The sequence below is a fragment of the Mesorhizobium sp. M1169 genome (genome assembly GCF_040318345.1).
Taxonomy (GTDB): Bacteria; Pseudomonadota; Alphaproteobacteria; order Rhizobiales; family Rhizobiaceae; genus Mesorhizobium.
Genome location: NZ_JAMYME010000014.1, coordinates 12,956 through 31,872, shown reverse-complemented (window position 1 = coordinate 31,872; position 18,917 = coordinate 12,956). Strand labels below are relative to the sequence as shown.

Annotated in this window: 15 protein-coding genes; 6 read left to right on the top strand and 9 right to left on the bottom strand. The window is 62.3% G+C overall.

The genetic code is table 11. From position 1 onward, the window contains the following. Positions 1–14: 14 nt before the first annotated feature. From NKH41_RS16175 to NKH41_RS16165, 3 genes are all read right to left on the bottom strand, one after another. The gene (locus NKH41_RS16175) at positions 15–1,304 is read right to left on the bottom strand and encodes a beta-ketoacyl-ACP synthase (RefSeq protein ID WP_352768007.1); all 1,290 of its coding nucleotides are present in this window, start codon (positions 1,302–1,304) and stop codon (positions 15–17) included. Positions 1,305–1,379: 75 nt separating this feature from the next. Then, positions 1,380–2,567 (bottom strand): beta-ketoacyl-ACP synthase, encoded by a 1,188-nt coding sequence (locus tag NKH41_RS16170; RefSeq protein ID WP_352500919.1) that lies wholly within the window; start codon positions 2,565–2,567, stop codon positions 1,380–1,382. 38 nt (positions 2,568–2,605) lie between these two features. Further along, a complete protein-coding gene (locus NKH41_RS16165; RefSeq protein WP_023719977.1) occupies positions 2,606–2,890 on the bottom strand; it encodes an acyl carrier protein in 285 nt (94 codons plus the stop codon). Positions 2,891–3,103: 213 nt separating this feature from the next. Between NKH41_RS16165 and NKH41_RS16160 the strand changes: the two genes are divergently transcribed. Both NKH41_RS16160 and NKH41_RS16155 read left to right on the top strand, forming a co-directional pair. Beyond that, on the top strand, positions 3,104–3,358 hold the full coding sequence (locus NKH41_RS16160; RefSeq protein ID WP_352768008.1) for a ribbon-helix-helix domain-containing protein: 255 nt from the start codon (positions 3,104–3,106) through the stop codon (positions 3,356–3,358). 495 nt (positions 3,359–3,853) lie between these two features. After that, a complete protein-coding gene (locus NKH41_RS16155; protein WP_352780516.1) occupies positions 3,854–5,014 on the top strand; it encodes an epoxide hydrolase family protein in 1,161 nt (386 codons plus the stop codon). 202 nt (positions 5,015–5,216) lie between these two features. Here the strand turns inward: NKH41_RS16155 and NKH41_RS16150 are convergent, their stop codons facing one another. After that, positions 5,217–5,765, bottom strand: a complete 549-nt coding sequence (locus tag NKH41_RS16150; protein ID WP_352768010.1) for a histidine phosphatase family protein — start codon at positions 5,763–5,765, stop codon at positions 5,217–5,219. Between the two features lie 106 nt (positions 5,766–5,871). Then, positions 5,872–8,880 carry a caspase family protein gene (locus tag NKH41_RS16145; protein ID WP_352768012.1) on the bottom strand — a complete coding sequence of 1,003 codons (3,009 nt, stop codon included), beginning with the start codon at positions 8,878–8,880 and terminating at the stop codon, positions 5,872–5,874. Between the two features lie 149 nt (positions 8,881–9,029). Here NKH41_RS16145 and NKH41_RS16140 point away from each other — a divergent pair, with 149 nt between their 5' ends. The 4 genes from NKH41_RS16140 (at position 9,030) to NKH41_RS16125 (ending at position 14,853) form a co-directional block, all read left to right on the top strand. After that, positions 9,030–9,980 carry an AEC family transporter gene (locus NKH41_RS16140; RefSeq protein WP_352613997.1) on the top strand — a complete coding sequence of 317 codons (951 nt, stop codon included), beginning with the start codon at positions 9,030–9,032 and terminating at the stop codon, positions 9,978–9,980. Positions 9,981–10,191: 211 nt separating this feature from the next. Next, the gene (locus tag NKH41_RS16135; RefSeq protein ID WP_352768014.1) at positions 10,192–11,649 is read left to right on the top strand and encodes an NAD-dependent succinate-semialdehyde dehydrogenase; all 1,458 of its coding nucleotides are present in this window, start codon (positions 10,192–10,194) and stop codon (positions 11,647–11,649) included. An 80-nt stretch (positions 11,650–11,729) separates the two neighbouring features. Continuing rightward, positions 11,730–12,755 (top strand): aldose epimerase family protein, encoded by a 1,026-nt coding sequence (locus tag NKH41_RS16130; RefSeq protein WP_352768017.1) that lies wholly within the window; start codon positions 11,730–11,732, stop codon positions 12,753–12,755. 340 nt (positions 12,756–13,095) lie between these two features. Beyond that, positions 13,096–14,853: an adenylate/guanylate cyclase domain-containing protein gene (locus NKH41_RS16125; RefSeq protein WP_352685100.1), complete on the top strand. Its 1,758-nt coding sequence runs from the start codon at positions 13,096–13,098 to the stop codon at positions 14,851–14,853. 354 nt (positions 14,854–15,207) lie between these two features. Here the strand turns inward: NKH41_RS16125 and NKH41_RS16120 are convergent, their stop codons facing one another. The 4 genes from NKH41_RS16120 to NKH41_RS16105 are packed head-to-tail and all read right to left on the bottom strand — an operon-like array spanning position 15,208 to position 18,848. Further along, positions 15,208–16,128: a phosphorylase family protein gene (locus NKH41_RS16120; protein ID WP_352768020.1), complete on the bottom strand. Its 921-nt coding sequence runs from the start codon at positions 16,126–16,128 to the stop codon at positions 15,208–15,210. 14 nt (positions 16,129–16,142) lie between these two features. After that, complete coding sequence (locus NKH41_RS16115) at positions 16,143–16,934, bottom strand: ABC transporter permease (protein ID WP_352500913.1); 792 nt, start codon at positions 16,932–16,934, stop codon at positions 16,143–16,145. After that, a complete protein-coding gene (locus NKH41_RS16110; RefSeq protein ID WP_352768022.1) occupies positions 16,927–17,814 on the bottom strand; it encodes an ABC transporter permease in 888 nt (295 codons plus the stop codon). The genes NKH41_RS16115 and NKH41_RS16110 overlap by 8 nt, the downstream gene beginning before the upstream one ends. After that, a complete protein-coding gene (locus tag NKH41_RS16105; protein ID WP_352768056.1) occupies positions 17,811–18,848 on the bottom strand; it encodes an ABC transporter ATP-binding protein in 1,038 nt (345 codons plus the stop codon). Before NKH41_RS16105 ends, NKH41_RS16110 begins: the two co-directional genes overlap by 4 nt. Positions 18,849–18,917 lie beyond the last annotated feature (69 nt).

The following is an 18,917-nucleotide window of genomic DNA, read 5'->3' as shown; positions in this document are numbered from 1 at the left end:
CTGAAAAAGGTCGCTTAGACCGGTTCCCGCGCCATGACAAGGCAGGTGTTCTGGCCGCCAAAGCCGAAGGAGTTCGACAGGACGGTGCCGACCTCGGCGTTGCGCTTGGTGTTCGGCACCACGTCGAGCACGATTGCCGGGTCGGGATTGTCGTAGTTGATGGTCGGCGGAATGATGCTTTCGCGCATCGTCATCAGCGAAAATGCGGCCTCGACAGCACCGGCAGCCGATAGGGTGTGGCCGATCATCGACTTGTTCGACGAGACCGGCACTGACGAGATCCGCTCGCCGAACACCGTCGACAGCGACAAATGCTCCATCTTGTCGTTTTCGGGCGTCGAGGTGCCATGGGCGTTGACATAATCGATCCCGTTCTCACTCAAGCCGGCATCGGCAAGAGCGGCGCGCACCGCCGCGATCGCCGGCGAACCGTCCGGCTTGGAGCGGGTGCGATGGAAGTCGTCGGCCTTTTCGCCGCAGCCGCGCAATATGCCGAGAACGGTGGCGCCGCGGGCAAGTGCTGCCTCCAGCGATTCCAGCACAAGGGCGCCCGAACCTTCGGCGAGCACGAAGCCGTCGCGATCCTTGGAGAAGGGTTTTGAGGCCTTTTCGGGGATGTCGTTATGGGTGGAGAGCGCCGACAGAAGCGAGAAGCGGATCAGCGCCTCGGCGGTCGCCGAGCCGTCGGCGCCGATCGACAGCGCCCTGTCGCATTCGCCGCGGCGGATCGCCTCGACGCCGAGCTGGATCGCGGTGGCGCCCGAAGCGCAGGCTGTCGACAGCGTGATCGGCAGGCCGCGTGTGCCGAAACGGTCGGCAAGCCGGTCGGCAATCGAGCCGAACTGGGTGGTCTCGAAGATGTCGAGTTCCATGAGGCCGCGCGCTACCCGCAGCAGCCTCTCTGCACCGGTGTCGTGCCTGTCTGAATTATTGGGCGTGTCGGAATTGTAGAGCGAAAAGCGCTCGCTCCAGTCGAGCTCGACCGGCGGCGAAGCGAGGAACAGCGGTCCGCCGAAATCGCCGGCATCGAGCCCCGCCTCCGACATCGCTTCCTGGGCGGCGGTTTCGGCAAGCTCATAGGTGAGGAGACTGGCGCCCTTGGAGCTCGACGGCAGGAAATCGACCATGCCGGAGATGCGGGTGTTGAGATGATCGACCGGGAAGCGGGTGATTGGATGGATGCCGGATTTGCCTGAGGTAAGTGCCGCCCAATTGTCGGCTTTGCCGACACCGAGCGACGTCACGACGCCGATGCCGGTGACGGCGACGATGGGCCTGCCCATGTGGTCGTTCAGATTGGCCATTTGTTGTCCAAAAACCTGTTTCTCTTGGAGCGTCGGATCGCCCGAAAACCGCGCCACACTTTTCGGTCCGATGCTCTAGGCGGCTTTGATCAGCGCCATGCCCTCGAATTGGTGATAGCCGATCGCCGTTGCAAGGACGGTCTTCGGGACGCCGGCAAACGGCTTTTCGACTGTGGCGTCGAAGACAGGGTAGGCGGCCTTGCGGTCGACAGCCAGCGCCGCCAGCGCCACGGCAAAGGGGAACTGCGCTTCCTTCATGTGGCCGGTCAGCGTCGAAAAGCCGCGTGCGGCGATCGCCGGATTGGCGTCGAGCGCCGATTTCTCGGCGGCGGTCGCGGCATGGGCGCCCGAAGCGCCGGAGATCGCGAGCAGCTCGCCATTCGGCAATGCGGCTTGCTTCAACAGCACGGCGATCTCGCCGTCGAGTTCGTCCCGCCGGCGCCTGGCGCGACCGGACAGGACCGGGCCGAGTTCCGCATAGATCTTCCGGCCACGGCTTTCCGCATGCTCGCGCTGCTCCAGGACGAGAAACGCGCCGCCGGATCCGGTCACCACGCCGCCGCCTTCGGCACCTTGCCTCTGCCAGACCGGCCGCCACGGACCGCGATGCAGGTAGCCGGCCAGTTCATAGCCGAGCAGCATGTCGGAATGTTCGGTCTGGAAAGCGCCGCCGACCAGAATATGCGTCGACTGGCCGGAGCGGATGCGCGCGGCCGCCGTCTCGACGGCGGCAACGCCCGCACCTTCCTCGCCCATGAAGGTGCGCGACGACCCCGTCACCTTGTGGACGATCGAGATGTTGCCGGCGAGCAGGTTGGAAAGCTGTGCCAGAAACAGCGTCGGACGCAATTCGGTGGTCAGCTTCTCGTTGAGCAGCACGTCGCGGTCATTGCGGCTTTCCGATGCCGCGAGAATGGCCGCATCGACCGCCTCGTCGCGCTCGCCGCCGCCGGCGGCCACCACCATGTCCATGGTCGCGCAGAGTTCGTCATTGCCCTTGATGCCGGCATCGTCGAGCGCAAGGCCGGCTGCATAGGTGCCGAGCCTCTGCCAGGTTTCCATCTGCCGCTGGTCGCCACGCTTGGCGATCTGCAGGTTCCAGTCGATCTCGGGCAGCGGATGGACCGTATAGGGCGAGAAGCGCGAGGCCTCCAGAACCGGCTCAAGCCGTGGCTGGACGAGCTTTTGCCAATGCGCATCCGGACCCTCGCCCAGTGACGAGACAAGGCCGATGCCTGATATGACGACGTCGTGGGGGTTCATGGGAGGCTGTTGTGGGTCGGGCGCGTCAGGCGCTGTGTTCACGTGGCGTTCTTGGCGGCGACGAGCGCGTCGATCTTGGCGCACAGGTTCTTCATGACGAAATAGTCGTCGGTCGAAGCCTTGCCGTCATTGACTTCCTGCGTCCACTTTTCCAACGGCACCTTGATGCCGAATTCCTTGTCGATGGCAAAGACGATGTCGAGGAAGTCGAGGCTGTCGATGCCGAGATCGTCGATGGTGTGGCTTTCGGGCGTGATCGTCTCGATGTCGATCTCGCTGGTGTCGGCGATGATCTTGGCGACTTTGTCGAACGTGGTGGACAAGGGCTTTTCCTTCGATTGCGGGCGGAATCTGTCCGCATGTGTTTTGGGCTGTCTAATCGGTTTTTCCGGGCAGGAAAAGGCCTGATACGCCGCGCGCAGATGGGATTGCTGCCCAGGCAGAGCAATAGGGGGCGCTGGCAACCCCCGGCGATATGCCGAAACCGTCCCATCTCTGATCATTGGGTGTACCAATGTACCATGGTACAAAGATCTATGACCATAGAACGCGTGCAGACCGGGGTGCGCCTGGAAAAACGATTGGTGAAGGTGCTCAAGGCCTTGGCTGAGCATCGCGACATGAGCCTGGGTGACCTCATCGAGGGCATCGTGCTGCATGCTTTCGAAGGCCGGACACCGTTCTCCGCGGCGACCCTGGAAACAATCGGCCAATTGAAGCGCATCTACGAAATGGGAGCTTGCCGCAGCGGACAGCCACCGTCTGGCGGAAACCGGGGGGAGGGCGGATGACGAGCCATCTTGCGCGCAGCCACAGCATCGTGCTTTCGGGACCGATCGACCGCGTCTTTCCGCTGTTCACGCCGATCGGAGAGACCCTTGGGTGGACGGCAGGCGCATCGCATCCGCTATGTTCGAGTTACGCCGGATTCGCGTTTCGGATTTGTCGAGGTGGCCTGCCGACCGACCACTAACGGAGGCACGGAGGCGTCGATTACTCACGGCCTTGGAGCCCGGCAGGAGCATCCTATCTGTCCGAACTTACAGAGGACGCGTTCGCGGACATGATCGAGGGATGGAAGCTCCGTGTCGACGCTTGGCTGGTAGCGGTGAAAATCTGACGCCAAGTAACTAAACGAATTGCCACTAAGGGTGGAATGTTACCTTCGTCTCGTAGACGGGAACGAGCAAGTAGCGGACAAAGCGGTCGCTCAGTGAGGTTTCCTGCGTTCTGTGCCTTGATAATGGGACAATTCTTCGCCGCTGATCGGAGCAACACCCGTGGCCATGCATTCCTTCCACATCCACATCCCGGATGAACAGATCGAGTACCTACAGCGTCGTATCCAATCGACAAGATGGCCGTCGTCGATCTTCGCATACGGATGGGACGACGGTACTGACGTTGATTTCCTCAGAAAGCTTTCACGTTACTGGGAATACGATTTCAGGTGGCGCGATCACGAAAAACGTCTGAACCTGTTGCCTCAGTTTAGGGTCACGATAGACGGGTGCGACATCCATTTCGTTCATCAGAAAGGAAAGGGGTCAGCACCCTTGCCGTTGATCCTCACTCATGGCTGGCCCGGCTCCTTCGCCGAGTTCGAGCACGTCATTCCGCTGCTCACGGATCCTGCCAAATACGGCGGGGATGCCGAGGACGCCTTCGATGTCGTCGCACCGTCGCTTCCGGGTTTCGGCTTCTCGTCCCCGCCGCATCAGGCCGGCGTTAGCTCAAAGCGTGTCGCGAAGCTGTGGCGGGGGCTGATGCGCGAACTGCGATATGATCGCTTCGCCGCACAAGGTGGCGACATCGGCGCAGGCGTCTCGACCTGGCTCGCTCGGCTTTACCCGGACGACCTTATCGGATTGCACCTGAATTACATTCCAGGCAGTTTCCGCCCGACCCTCGGTCGCGACGACCCACCTGTCACGCCGGAGGAGAAGGCATTCCTCGACAGTGCGGCGAATTTCGCCGCAACGGAGGGGGCCTACGCTTTTCTGCAGGGGACCAAGCCCCAGACGCTAGCCTTTGCACTGACAGATTCCCCAATCGGGCTAGCCGCATGGATTGCCGAGAAGTTCCGCAGTTGGAGCGACTGCGAAGGCGAACTCGAACGCGCCATCCCTCTAGACACGCTGCTTACCGACATCTCGCTCTACTGGTTCGGTAACACGATCGAGGCCTCACTCCGGATTTACAAAGAGAACCGGCTCTGCCCCCTGATCTTCGGGCCAAGGGAGCGAATAACACCGCCCCTCGGCGTTGCAGTCTTCCCTCGAGAGCTTCCTATGCCACCTCGCTCCTGGGTCGAGCGAGTCTTCCGTGTCGAGCGCTGGACCGACATGCCGAAAGGCGGACATTTCGCGGCGATTGAGCAACCCGAACTCCTGGTCGAGGACATCCGGGCCTTTTTTCGGCCGCTGAGGCTCCGGCCGGCAAAGTAAGGACGAAAACCTGCCCGTTGTCACGGCTCGGAAGTCCTGATGAGACGGAAGCATCGCATTCGCTTTCGTTAAAAGCGCTCGTTGCTCCTGACTAAGGTCAATGTCGACCTTGGACTCGACCAAGACCTCATCGCGGGTCGGAACCGGTATTCCGCTTAAGGTACCAAGCGCTAGATTTTCACTTCAACCGGCTCCGGCCCGGTCAGAAGGTAACGCGGCCGAGTACCCGTACGCCGTCGCCCTGCGGCTCGACGACCACGGCCTCGCCTTCGCGCGGCGAGATGCCGGTCAATTCCTTGATGTTTTCGAGATGCGTGACCATGACCAGATTGTCGGACCCGGAATAGCCGCGGATCTCGGCCAGGATCGCAGCGATCTGGGCGGCCTTCTCCTTTTCGTCGGTCTTCAGCAGGTCAAGCGGTGCGAACGGCTCCGGCTCGCTTTCGAAAGCGATGCGGGCGGTCTCGAGGCAGCGGCAATAACGGCTGGACAGCACGCGCTCGACCGGTGCCGCGCGGGCGCCAAACAGCGCGCCGATCTTGCGCGCCTGTTGCTTGCCGCGCTCCGAGAGATTGACCTGGGTGGCGCATTTGCCGAGGTCGAAATTGGCCGCATCGGTGGTGCCTGTGACCATGGCATGGCGAAGCAGCACCACATGCCCGCCGTCGCGCAGCAGCGCCCAGCCGGCTTCCGTCGCATGGGCTGTGGCGGAAACGGCAAGCAACAGCAGCGCCAGCATAAATCGAAGCATCAGACATCCTTTTCGGGTGACCGGCAGGCAGGTCCCCGGTGACCGGCATATAGGGACGGCAAAGCCGGCTGAAAGACAAGCCGAGTGCAACCTGCGGCCGAGACGCCTATTTCTTCGCTATCTGCTTCTTCACCAGATCGATCTTGCGGTCGGTCAGCGGGATCGGGAGTGTGTAGCCGGCTTCGGTAAATCCTTGTTTGGCGTTCTCGAAGAATTCGATCGCCTTTTGGTATTCGGCATTGCCACCGCCATAGCTGCCGCGGTTCCAGTGGACGTCGCCGAGATTGTTCTGCTCGAAGGCCCATTGCATCGGCTGGCTTTCGCGGGTGAAGACCTTGAGCGTTGCCTCGAAGGCGGCTTCGGCTTCGTCCAGATATTTGCCGGTGCGTTCGAGATTGCCGAGATTGATCAGGCTCATGCCGATGCCGTTCTGCGCGTTTGCCCAATCGACGGGCGAGGTCTCGAAGGTCAGCACCTCCAGCGCCGCCCGGCGCGCGGCGATCGATGCGGCCAGTTTGCCGGGATCGGCCTCGCTCATGCTCAGCCATTGCAGCGCCGAGCCGAGGCCGGCCTGCGCCAGTGCCCATTGCCGCGGCGTCGTCTCGCGCTTGTATTCGCGCAGTGCATCGCGATAGGCCTCGATCGCCGCCTCGTAGTGCACCGGCTTGTCGGTCACGCCGCCGAGCAGTTGCAGCGTGTTGCCGAGATTGTAGTGGGTCATCGCCCAGTCGAGCGGAAACTCCTTTTTGGTATAGACGCGCCGTGCCGCCCGGTATGCAGCAGCCGATTGCTCAAGCCTGGCAGGATCGCGCGTGCGCTGGCCGAGCGTCTGGTAGATCGAGCCGAGATTGTTCTCCGCCGAAGCCCAATCCGTCGGAAAACGCTGGCGTGTGAATATGGTCAGCGCGTCGCCATAGGCGGCAGCCGCCTCTTCGAGCAGGCCGGTGCCGAGATCGAAACGGGCAGCACTGCTCAGCGCGTTGCCCAGATTGAGACGGCTGCTCGCCCAGGAGAGCGGGAAGGTGTCGCGTGTGCGGATTTCGAGCGCGGCGCGGAATGCCGCGGCTGCCTCGTCGATTTTCGCCTTGTCGTTGCGTTGCGTGCCGAGAGACACCAGCGTATTGCCGAGATTGTTCTGGACCATCGCCCACTGAACGGGCGCCTTTTCGCGCGTATATTCTTCAAGCGCCAGCCGGTAGGCGGCCTCGGCCTCGGTCAGGCGCTCGCCGTCCGGTTCGCGCTCCGAAAGCGCGTAAAGCGCAAGGCCAAGGTTGCTTTGCGAGGCGGCCCAATCCAGCGGGACTTTGTCGCGCGGCCGCTTCTCCAGCGTGGCGCGCATCGCCACCACCGCCTCGTTCAGGCGTTTCGGGTCGCTCTCGCGTTCGCCGATCTTCAACAGCACATTGGCCAGGTTATTCTGGGCGGCCGCCCAGTTGATGTCGTCTTTCTCGCGCTCGAACACGGCAAGCGAATCGCGAAAGATGTTCGCTGCCTCTTCCAGCCGGTCGATTTGGCGCTCGCGCTCGCCGATCGTCTGCAGCACCACCGCCATGTTGTTGCGGGTGATCGCCCAGTCGCGGTTCTGCTCGCCGTTGGGGATGAAGTTCAGGATGACGCGGTAGGCGTCGATGGCGTGCTGCAGCGCTTGCCTGTCGCCGGTGGCGTTGCCATGCGCGTTAAGCGCTTCCGCCTCCTGGTTCTTGTAGTTCCAGCGCAGCCTGTCGTCCCATTTCTCGACCAGCGAGAAGGCCTTGCCGTAATCGTTGGCGGCCGACAGATAGTCGAAGACCAGCGCCGAAGCGTCGGCGCGCCTGGCATAGATCGCCGCGTCGGCAAGACGCTTCTGCCTGACCAGATCCTCTGCCCGATCGACCACGCCGCTGGCCTGCTCGACCCGGCCCACCGCCTGGTCGAGGAAGTTGCGCGCGGTGACGATGGCGCCCTGGCCGATCGCCTTGTCGGCCGAGGCGACGAGGCGGCTGATCTCGGGGTCGTCGGTGCGCAGCGCGTCGCGCTCGGAGATCATCTTCTTCAGGCGCTCGGCCTGGGCGTCGAGCAGCTTTTGCAGGTCGGTGGGGTCCTCCGGCATGTTTTCGGTGCCGAGCGCCTTCAGCACGCCATAAAGCGCGTCGAGCGGGACGCCGTCCTGCAGCGAGGCCAGTTCGACCTGTACCCGCTTGGGGTTCGGCAACTCGGCGATCGTCAGCAGCAATTGCCGCCGCTCGCCGGTGATCAGGCCGTCGTCGCCGGTCGGCTCCTGCGGTGCAACGCCGAAATAGAGCAGCCGGCGCAGGCTTTCATTGACCCATGGCCGCTGCCTTGCCTTGGTGTCGAGATAGACCTCCTCGGTCACCATGCGCATGACCGAGCCGAACTCGGTGCCCTTCATTGCCGCTAGGTGGCGCAGAAGTGCCGCTGCGTAGGGGCTGTTTTCGCCGACGATGCCATCGAGTGCCGGCCGCCCCGGCTCGGCGGCAAAGCCGATCACCGTTCCCAGATTTTCCGTCGCGGTCGCGTTTGCCAGTGCCCTGGCGCCGCGCACCGGCTCCAGGCCGCCGGCGCCAATCGGCGAGGCCGAGGCCGTCGGCGCCCGGCGCAGCACCGCATCCGCCGGAAACGGGTTGGTGCGGCAGGCATCGAGCAGCATGATCGTTACCGGCACGGTCGTCTTCAATTCGTCCATGACGGCGGAGATCGGCACCAGGGCCTGATCGGCGTCCTTCAATGAAGAAACGTCGGCGTCGACCGGCACCAGATAGTTGTCGCCGCCGGCCTCGATGCCGTGGCCGGAATAGTAGATCAAGGCGACGTCGGCGTCCTCTGCATCCTCGGCGAAACGCTCGAGGTCGCGCTTCAGCTTTGCCGTGTCGCGGTCGGTGACGCTGCGCGCGTCGAAGCCGAGATCGGTCAGCATCTTGGCGATGTCGCGGGCGTCGTTGGCGGGGTTGGGAAGAGCCGCTATGTGCTGGTATTTCGACTGGCCGACAATCAGCGCCACGCCCTTGAGGCTCGCCGGCTCCGCGCGAAGCAAGGTCGTGACCAGGCAGAGCAGGGCGGCGACGAAAACCGTCAGCCACGCCTGCTTGAAGAAGTGCTGATTTCCGACAAGGCCCATTCGCCGCGTGTCCCCCGACAACTCTGTATAGCGCTGGCATCCAACCATGAGCAAATTCGGGCGAGATCCGAGCGGCCGGATTGTTGGCCGGTACATTCGCGAGGGAAGGGCGATTGCGCCGCCGCCGAGCCTCGCCTATCACGGGAAAAATGTCTCCGCTTACCGAAACCGTCCTCTTCGTTTTCAGTCTTGTCGGGCTCGGCTATCTTGCCGGGTTCACCGGCTATTTGAAGCCGGCGAGCGGCGAGGGCGTATCCGAATTCGCCATCAACGTGGCAATGCCGCTTTTACTGTTCCAGACCATGGTAAAGGCTGATTTCCACGGCGTGGCGCCGTGGTCGCTGTGGGGCGCCTATTTCGCGGCGGTGGCGCTTACCTGGGCTGCCGGCCATCTGGTCATTACGCGCATCTTCGGACGAGACGCCCGCGCCGGCGTCGTCGGCGGCGTGTCGTCGTCCTACTCCAACGTTGTCCTGCTCGGCGCGCCCTTCATCATCGGCGTGTTCGGGCCGGCCGGGTTCGAAGTGCTGTCACTGCTCGTCTCCATTCATCTGCCGGTGATGATGATGGCCTCGATCATCCTGTTCGAGATGTTCGGCCGCGGCGGCAGCGAGCCTGTGCATCCGCTCCGCGTCGTCAGGAGCTTTCTCAGGCGGGTATTCATCAATCCGCTGATCATCGGCATACTGGCCGGGCTGGCGTGGCGCTTCACCGGTGCGCCGCTGCCGGTGCTTGCGACGCGGCTGAGCGACGCGCTGGCCGGCACGGCCGCCCCGGTGGCGCTGTTCGCCATGGGGCTCAGCCTGCGCCGTTTCGGCATTTCCGGCAATGTCAGGCCGGCGCTGGCGCTGTCGGCGCTGAAACTGTTCCTGATGCCGGCGCTGGTTCTCGGCCTGGTCTGGCTGATCGGCCTGCCGCCATTGACGGCCAAGGTGGCGGTCATGGTTGCGGCGTTGCCGTCCGGCATCAATTCCTATCTCATCGCCGTGCAGTTCAACACCGGCCAGGCGCTGGCGTCGAACCAGATGACCATCGCCACCGCCTGTGCGGTCGTGACCACTGCGTTTTGGCTGACAGTGGTCGTCCATGTTTTTGGATAAGAACTCGGGTTTTTGGATAAGAACCCGGGTTTTTGGATAAGAACCCGGCTGCATCGCCTCTCGCTTTGGCTGGCGCAAACCCTATATGCCATCTTGTGATTGCTTGCGGGGCTTGCCCCGGGCTAAGAGCAGTGGCTCTAGCGATGCTATCGCGCACGTCCATTCACGAAATCAGCGACCGGCCCGCCAGGTGCCGAACGGAGGCGAGATCATGCTTCAGAAAACCAGCCATTTCATGCGGCAGGCCAATCTCATCAATGGCGAATGGGTGCAGGCCGATTCAGGCCAGACGGTCGACGTCAACAATCCTGCCACCGGCCTCAAGATCGGCACCGTGCCGAAGTCGGGCAAGGCCGAGACCCGCCGCGCCATCGAGGCCGCCGACGCTGCCTTCAAGACGTGGCGCAAGACCACCGCGCTCGAACGCTCGAAGCTGTTGCGCAAGCTGCACGACGCGATGATGGACAATCAGGACGTGCTGGCCGAACTGCTGACCATCGAGCAGGGCAAGTCGCTGTTCGAATCGAAGGGCGAGATCGGCTCGGCCGCGTCCTACATATTGTGGTTCGCCGAAGAAGGCCGCCGCACCTATGGCGACGTCGTGCCGTCGCCCTGGGCTGACCGCCGCATCCTGGTGACCAAGGAACCGGTCGGCGTCATCGCCGCCATCACGCCGTGGAATTTCCCGTCCTCGATGCTGGCCCGCAAGCTTGGCCCGGCGCTTGCCGCCGGCTGTACCGCCGTGGTCAAGCCGGCGTCGCAGACGCCTTATTCCGGCCTTGCCTGGGGCGCGCTTGCCGAGGAAGTCGGCTTCCCTAAAGGCGTAATCAATATCCTGACCGGCGCCGCCGGTGAGATCGGCGACGAGATCTGCGCCAACCCGCTGGTCAAGAAGATCACCTTCACCGGCTCGACGGAGGTCGGCAAGATCCTGATCCAGAAGTCGTCGGTGACGGTCAAGAAAGTGTCGATGGAGCTCGGCGGCAACGCGCCGTTCATCGTCTTCGATGACGCCGATCTCGAGCGGGCCGTCGCCGGCTCCATCACCGCCAAGTACCGCAATTCCGGCCAGACCTGCGTCTGCACCAACCGCTTCCTGGTGCAGGCCGGCATCTACGACCAGTTTGTCGAAAAGCTGGCTGCTGCGAGCAACGGGCTGAAGGTCGGTTCCGGCCTCGAGGAAGGCGTCCAGCAGGGACCGCTGATCGACGAAAAGGCGGTGGAGAAGGTCGAGGAGCTGATTGCCGACGCTACCGCCAAAGGCGGCAAGGTCGTCGCCGGCGGCAAGCGCCACGCGCTCGGCGGCTCGTTCTTCGAGCCGACGGTGATCGCCAATGCGACGCCGAAGATGCGCTTCATGAAGGAAGAAATCTTCGGCCCGGTGGCGCCGGTATTCAAGTTCGAGACCGAGGAAGAGGCCGTAGCACTCGCCAACGACACCGAGTTCGGGCTGGCCTGCTACTTCTACACCGGCGATCTCGGCCGCGCCTTCCGGGTCATGGAAGGGCTCAAATACGGCATGGTCGGCGTCAATGAAGGGCTCATCACCACCCCTGAAGCGCCGTTCGGCGGCGTCAAGGAATCGGGCCTCGGCAAGGAAGGCGGCCATCAGGGCATCGAGGACTATCTCGACACCAAATATGTCTGCATCGGCGGACTTGGTCTCTAGAAGCCTGATGCGGTAATACCGAAAAAGACCCTGAGCCGCTTCGAAAGGCTAGGCTGGCATCGATCAATGAACTTGCGAGCATGGCAATGAAGGACGGCGAGGTTTTCGGCACGACGCAGGCGGGCGAGGCCGTCCGCCGCTTCACCATCCGTGGCGGCGGCCTCACCGCCAACATCATCGGCCTGGGTGCGATCATCCAGGATCTGCACCTGGCCGGGCACGAGGCGCCGCTGGTGCTCGGCTATGATCGTTTCGAGCACTATGAGACGGACACCGCATTCTTCGGCACCGTCGTCGGGCGCTATGCCAACCGTATCCGCGACGGCCGCTTCACGCTTGCCGGCAAACGCTATCAGACCGAGCGCAATTTCCTCGAAAAGCACACGCTGCATGGCGGTTCGCAAGGTTTTTCGCGCCGGGCCTGGGCGGTTTCGCTGCATGGCAGGGATTTTGTCACGCTGACCCTGCACGACCCCGACGGCACGATGGGCTTTCCCGGCGCGCTTGACGTGACCTGCACCTACCGGCTCAAGATCCCCGGCACGCTCAGCGTCGAACTGACCGCCACCTGCGAGGAGCCGACGCTCTGCAACCTCACGCAGCATTCCTATTTCAACCTGGATGACGGCGGCGCCGGCGACATTCTCGATCACCGGCTGATGCTGAATGCCGGCGCCTATCTGCCGGTCGACGCGGATCTGATCCCGACAGGCACGGTCAAGCCGGTCGACGGCACGCCCTTCGATTTTCGCCAGGCGCGGCCGCTGCGCATGGAGACCGAGGGCGAGCAGCTCCCCTACGACCAGAATTTCTGCCTCGCCTCGACGCGCGGGCCGCTGAAGCAGGCGTCGTGGGCGCAAGGCGCGAATTCCGGCGTCGAGATGGAGCTCTGGACGACCGAGCCAGGTGTCCAGCTCTATACCGGCCAGTATCTGGCACCGTCCTCGCCTGGACTGGGCGGGCGTCAATACAAGGCCTTTTCGGGCTTCTGCCTGGAGCCGCAAATCTGGCCGGATGCGCCGAACCGGCCGTATTTCCCGCAAGCCACGCTGTGGCCCGGGCAGATCTATCATCACGTGACCGAATACCGGTTCAGGCTGCCTTAGGGCATGACCCCCGGAAACCGGCATGGTTTTGCTGCGCTGACCTCCGGTTCGGAAAGGGTCATGCAAAATTCAAAGTGTTATAGCGTCCTTTGCGCGTCCAATGAGGCGCGGCGCACTGGAGTCAAAACGCAATCACTCTGAACGACCGACTTCGAAGCCTCTCGGACCTTTGACGCCGAGAGCCCTGACGACGCAAGTTGACCCTTATCCGACATTCGGGCTCTCATGCAGCAAAGTACACAGACCTGAAAAGCTGTCTTTCAGGGGCGGCGGCAATGGCATCAACCTGCGACCTGCTGTAAGCTTGGAAAGCGGGTAACAATCCGCGAAGGATTGGGGGATGGAACGTCATCTCGCAGCCGTCCTGATTGCCGATGTCGTCGGCTATGGCCGCTTGAGCCAGATCGACGACGAGGGTACGCGTGCGCTTTTCCGAACCGACCTGAACGAAGTATTCAAGCCAAGGATCGCTGCGCACCATGGTCGACTGGTGAAAACCATGGGAGATGGGATGTTGGTCGAGTTCCACAGTGTGGTCGACGCCCTACGCTGCGCGGTCGAAATCCAGCAACAGAAGGCGGAGGTGAACGTTTTCACGCAACCAGAACGGCGGCTTGATTTCCGCATCGGCATCAATCTGGGCGATGTTATCGTTGAGGGTGACGACATCCACGGTGACGCGGTGAACATCGCCGATCGGCTACAAGGGCTGGCGGAACCTGGAGGAATCGCGATTTCCGCCACCGCCTGCGACCATGTGAGGGGAAAGGTGCCGATCGGCTTTGCCTCACTCGGCGTGCAGAAAATGAAAAGTATCGCCGAACCGGTTCGCGTGTACCGTGTCTTGATCGACCCCGCTACTGCGGGCAAGATCGTCGGTGCCAAACCACGCCTTTCTTCCGGCGACGACAGTAAGCCGCCGGTAATTGCGGTTTTGCCGTTCGAAAACCTGAGCGCCGACGACGGCTGGACGCGGCTGGCAGACGGCCTGTCGGCCGACATGATCGGCGACCTAGCGCGCTATCCCGACCTTGCGGTCATTTCGCGCCAGACCATGCAGTCCTATCGGGGACGGGCGAGCGACACACGCTCGGTCGGACGGGAACTGAACGCCGATTACCTGCTGGAAGGCACCCTCCAGGCGATCGGACAGCGTGTCCGCGTCGCGGTGCAGCTGGTCGACACCCGGACCGGAGCCAACCTTTGGTCGGCGCGGTTCGACGAGTCGACCGATGATTTTTTTCTCATGCAGGACAGCATCACACAGAACGTTATCAACGCCCTGGCAGGCACTTTCGGCAAGCTTGCCAATCTCGGGCGTGAGGTGGCTCGGCGGAAGCCTCCCTCGAGCCTGGGTGCTTACGACTGCTATCTGCTCGGGGTGGAACTGCACGACAGATTCACGACCGATGCGAGGGCAGAAGCCATACGCATGCTGTCCCGCGCCGTGGAACTCGACCCCGGCTTCGCGCGGGCCTGGATGACGTTGGGATTGGCACATGCGGTCGATGCCTTCAATGCCTTCACGCCAGATTCAGCCGCTTCGGTCGAGCGCTGGCGAGAATGCGTGGAAAAGGCTCTGGCGCTTGACCCTACCGATCCGATGACGCGCCTTTACATGGGCGCTCTCCGCGCCATTGACGGCGATATCAGCGGGGCCGCAGAGGAATACGACCGGGCGCTGGCCCTGGCACCCAATGACGCCGATGTGCTGTCGATGCTTGCCTCAAGCCGAGCTCTCGTGTGTGGAAATCCGGAAGAAGGCTGTGCTCTCGCCGAACGGGCGCTTCGCCTCAATCCGCAGGCTCCGAGTTGGTACTACGCGCAGCTCGCCCGGGCGCGGTTCGTCGCCGGTCGCTATGCCGACAGTCTGTCGTCGCTGTGCCAAAGTCCGCCGGATATTCCCGTCACTCTGATGTTCCGTGCCCTGTGCCACGCGCTGCTCGAAGAGTCGGCGCAGGCGCAGTCGATCGCCAGGCGGATTGCCGTCGAGTTTCCAAGGTTCACCGTCGAGAACTTCATCCGAACCTATCCCGTCACCAATCCTCTGGCCCTCGCTGCGATTAAGGAAGGGGCTCGTCGCGCAGGCATAGCGTAGAGCCGAAAACGGTGCCTAGCTGAGGAGGGGGACGCGCTTCCTGGATATGCCACTTGGTAAGCCGGGCCTCGCTTCCGGCACAGGCTGAAGGTCTGCTTCGTAGCGCTAACTGGGCGCTGGCGTGACCGCTGCTAAGCTTCCGCTCATGGCGCTCTGTGCTCATTCCCGCCGACTGATTCAAACGGCAAGTTCCGCCCATCTGGGCCATTGGCGGCAGCCAGTCTGATTGAGTTTTGACCCTAATCCTCAAACGCCGCCCTCAGCGTTTCGATCGTCGCAAACACGCCCAATGCAGCGCGCTCGGGATCCTTGGTCGGTGGCAGAGCTTCAGCTATCCGGCGCACCAAGGTCGTCTCAGAACCGGCTGGAGCGTTTTTTCGGCTGAGGCGACTTCAAGCCGTGACAGGAGCATTCCGGATCAGCGGGAAGTCGCGCGGCGGTCTCCAGCGCGACCCGCGAGGCTGTCATGGAGAGACTGGGCAGCACGTCCTCCTGCAGCAATTTCTGGCGATTGCGATCCATATAGTCGTTGAAGCCCGCCGTCACGAACGCGCAAGGCACGAAACACGCGCCGATCTCGCGCGACAAGGTCGCCTCAGGGGCGATGGAATGGTTGAGTACATCCGCCCCCATGCCACGATATGCCAAGGCTTCGGCAGGCGTTGTCAGCCGGGGCCCATAACAATGGGCAGCCACCAACTGCTGTTCGATGCCATAAACGCGGCATTCGGCTGGCCAATGACGGCGGGCCGTTTCGACCAGAACCGCCGCACATCTTGGACACACGATTTGCTTGCCCGAACAGTCAAAGCTCTGACGGTCAGGAAGCAGTGAAAACGGGGTCTGCGTCAGTTCAATGATATCGGCGGGCACCACCATGTCGCCCGGCTGGATCGCCTTGTTGACGGCGCCAACGGTCGAGCAGGCGAGAACTTGCCGTACACCCGCCCGCATCAATACCCAGAACGCGCGGCGATGGCAGGAATGGTCGATACGGTCGCGGGGATTGCCGTGCGAATACATGCACAGCGCGCGTTTTGCTCTCCCTTCGGCTGTGATCGACGCATCGAACTCGAGCAGCTTCCAGTTGTCGGTGCGACCGAAAGGTGTTTCAAAACTCATGTCGCGCCGCAAGGTGCGCACACCATCGAATTCGATATCTTCCGGGAAGGCAAGCCCCCAGTTTGCCGATCCGGTGATGATGGCCAACCCTACCTGAGGGATGTCCGTCGAATGATCCGTCAGATCGTCGGCCGCGTGGTGATTGGTGGGCATGTTTCCAGTCTCGGTCAGGATTTTTGGCGAAGGGTCACAATCAGGACGACGGCCACGACGATGACGGTCCACAATGTCGAGATCGCCGCAATGGTCGGATCGATCTGATCGCGCAGCGACAGGAACATAAGCTTCGGCATCGTGCTGTTGCGACCGCTTGCGATGAAGATCGAAATCACAGACTCGTCGAGCGAAGTCAGGAACGCCATCAATGTCGCTGACAGCAAGCTGATCCGAAGTTGCGGAACGATGATTCCGCCAATGGACCTGGCCCAGTTTGCACCGAGGCTGCGCGCCGCCTGAACCTGGTTCCAGTCAAAGCGGGCGAGAGCGGGTAGCAACACAATGCAGGCGACCGGAACGGCCAGCACCACATGCCCGACCAGCACACCGAATAGCGTTCCGATCAGATGTTGTGCGGCCAACACAAAGAAGAGACCGATCGCAAGCAGGATACCGGGGGTGATCGAGGGGGTCAGCAGGACGCTCTGGATGGCCGCAGCGGTTTTTCCGCCCAGCCGATTCATTGAAATGCAGGCGAGCAGCGCGAAAGGCACCGCGATCAACGCCGTCAACGTCCCAAGGACCAAACTCGTTCTCAGCGCGGCCATCCACGTTGCCGAGCCGAAGAAGTTCTCGTACCAGCGCAACGAGTAGGCGTGCGGCGGAAACTCGAGGAGATTCGACGCCGAAAAGGAAAGCGGCACCACCACGAGCGTCGGCAGCATCAGAAATGCCATGACAAGAGCGGCAAAGCTCCAGAGCAAAATGCGGGCGAGCCTGTTTTGCGGATAGGCTTCAAGCATGGGAGGCTTCCACGGTGTTCTGGGCCACCAGACGGCGTGCCGCCAGCAACATCACACCGATCAGCGCCATAAGAACGAGGAGCAGAATGCCCAGGACGCTTGCCGACCCCCAGTCCTGAAAGGTCGATAGTGTACGCTCGATCCGGGTAGAGAGCGGATTTACCTTGCCGCCGCCAAGCACCGCCGGCGTGATGAAAAAACCTATGGCGTAGATGAGGACGATGATCGAACCCGAGAAGATGCCGCCCGCCGAAAGCGGCATAATGACTGTGCGGATGACCTGCCTGAGAGTGGCTCCCATGCTCGCAGCCGCGCGAATGAGATTTGGGTCGATATCGCGCATCGCAGCATAAACAGGCAGCAGAAAAAGTGGCAGCATGTAGTGCACCATGCCGATGAGCGTTCCCGTGAAGTTGTAGACCAGCGGCAATGGCTCCGCCGTCAGGCCTGAACCGGTCAAAGCCGCGTTGATCAGGCCGTCGCGCCGCAAGAGCACGAGCCAACCATAGGTACGCACCAGAATAGAGGTCCACAGCGGCAGCATGACGAACGCCATGAGCACGTTCGCCAGCCTTGGTCTGACGCTGGCCAGCGCCAGCGCCAGAGGAGTGCCGAGGAGAATGCAGCCCGCCAGCGTACCCAAGGACAGTTCGAGGGTCGTGACGAGCGCCGACCACGTCAGTCCGCTCGAAAGGACCTTCTGGTAGTTGCCGACGGTGTACTCACCCCCGGTGGTCAGGAAGGATTGCCGGATGATCCAAAGGATGGGCAGTATCGCCGCCAGTCCAACGATGAACAGCGCCGGGAGCGAAAGTGAAAGAAAAAACCGCCGCTCGCGCCGCGCATCCGCCGCGAGCGCCGGGTCCCGGACGACGATCACGCCATCGCTCCCGGTATCGCGTGAACCTTCGCTGCCGGTGCATATGCGGTCATCCGCTGACCGGCGGCAAGCTCGGCGCAGCCGCCGGCCAGCGCTGCCGGAATGCAGACAAGAACCTCTTGCCCGCCGTCAAGCGCCAGCGTCAAAAGCCAGTTCTCGCCGCGGAACGCTTTGGCGCGCAGTATTCCTTCGAGAGCCACTCCGTCTCCCCCGACGAGCTTCGCATCAAGATGGAAGCTTTCGGCGCGGATCATCAGGGTTTCGCGTGATGCTTCGGCGCCGTCGATTCTGCGCGCTGAGCCCGGGGCCACAATGTTGGCCTCGCCCATGAACTCCGCGACGAAGCGGGTCGATGGACGATCATAAATCCGCTGCGGCGTATCTATCTGCTGGATGCGGCCAGAATTCATCACCGCAATCCGGTCAGACATAATCAGCGCTTCGCGCTGGTCGTGGGTTACATAGATCGTGGTGATCCGTAGATGATCATGCAGACGCCGGATCTCATACTGCATGGTCTCGCGCAGGTTCTTGTCGAGCGCCGACAGCGGCTCGTCCATCAACATCACGCGCGGTTCGAAAACGATAGCCCGCGCCAATGCCACCCGTTGACGTTGGCCGCCGGATAGTGCGGCAATATTGCGCTCCGCCAGACCATCCAGCTTCACGCGGGCCAAGGTATCAAGCGCCCGCTGACGCGCCTCCGCTCTCGGTACCTGGCGCAGCACCAGCGGATACGCGACATTCGCCAGGACATTCATGTGGGGAAACAAGGCGTAATTCTGGAATACTATGCCGATGTCTCGTTTGTTGGGCGGCAGGCGGGTGATGTCTCGATCGCCCAAGAAAAGTTTACCGGAATCCGGCCGGACAAAACCGGCCAGAGCCATGAGTAACGTGGTCTTGCCCGATCCCGATGGTCCTAACAGCGTGAGGAATTCGCCAGCCTGAATGTCGAGCGAAACATCATCCAGTGCGACGTAGGACCCATAAGCCTTGTGCACGCTTTCGATGGCGATCGCGAGCGACTTCATCATGTGCTCCAGCCTTGAAGCGCGTCGCGTTCGACCGGCTTCACGCGACGCGCTTTAGGTTCTTGTTTT

Coding starts and splice junctions, on each gene's coding strand:
- NKH41_RS16175 (WP_352768007.1), bottom strand. CDS start 1,304: ATGGCCAATCTGAACGACCACATGGGCAGGCCCATCGTCGCCGTCACC.
- NKH41_RS16170 (WP_352500919.1), bottom strand. CDS start 2,567: ATGAACCCCCACGACGTCGTCATATCAGGCATCGGCCTTGTCTCGTCA.
- NKH41_RS16160 (WP_352768008.1), top strand. CDS start 3,104: ATGACCATAGAACGCGTGCAGACCGGGGTGCGCCTGGAAAAACGATTG.
- NKH41_RS16155 (WP_352780516.1), top strand. CDS start 3,854: ATGCATTCCTTCCACATCCACATCCCGGATGAACAGATCGAGTACCTA.
- NKH41_RS16150 (WP_352768010.1), bottom strand. CDS start 5,765: ATGCTTCGATTTATGCTGGCGCTGCTGTTGCTTGCCGTTTCCGCCACA.
- NKH41_RS16145 (WP_352768012.1), bottom strand. CDS start 8,880: ATGGGCCTTGTCGGAAATCAGCACTTCTTCAAGCAGGCGTGGCTGACG.
- NKH41_RS16140 (WP_352613997.1), top strand. CDS start 9,030: ATGTCTCCGCTTACCGAAACCGTCCTCTTCGTTTTCAGTCTTGTCGGG.
- NKH41_RS16135 (WP_352768014.1), top strand. CDS start 10,192: ATGCTTCAGAAAACCAGCCATTTCATGCGGCAGGCCAATCTCATCAAT.
- NKH41_RS16130 (WP_352768017.1), top strand. CDS start 11,730: ATGGCAATGAAGGACGGCGAGGTTTTCGGCACGACGCAGGCGGGCGAG.
- NKH41_RS16125 (WP_352685100.1), top strand. CDS start 13,096: ATGGAACGTCATCTCGCAGCCGTCCTGATTGCCGATGTCGTCGGCTAT.
- NKH41_RS16120 (WP_352768020.1), bottom strand. CDS start 16,128: ATGCCCACCAATCACCACGCGGCCGACGATCTGACGGATCATTCGACG.
- NKH41_RS16115 (WP_352500913.1), bottom strand. CDS start 16,934: ATGCTTGAAGCCTATCCGCAAAACAGGCTCGCCCGCATTTTGCTCTGG.
- NKH41_RS16105 (WP_352768056.1), bottom strand. CDS start 18,848: ATGAAGTCGCTCGCGATCGCCATCGAAAGCGTGCACAAGGCTTATGGG.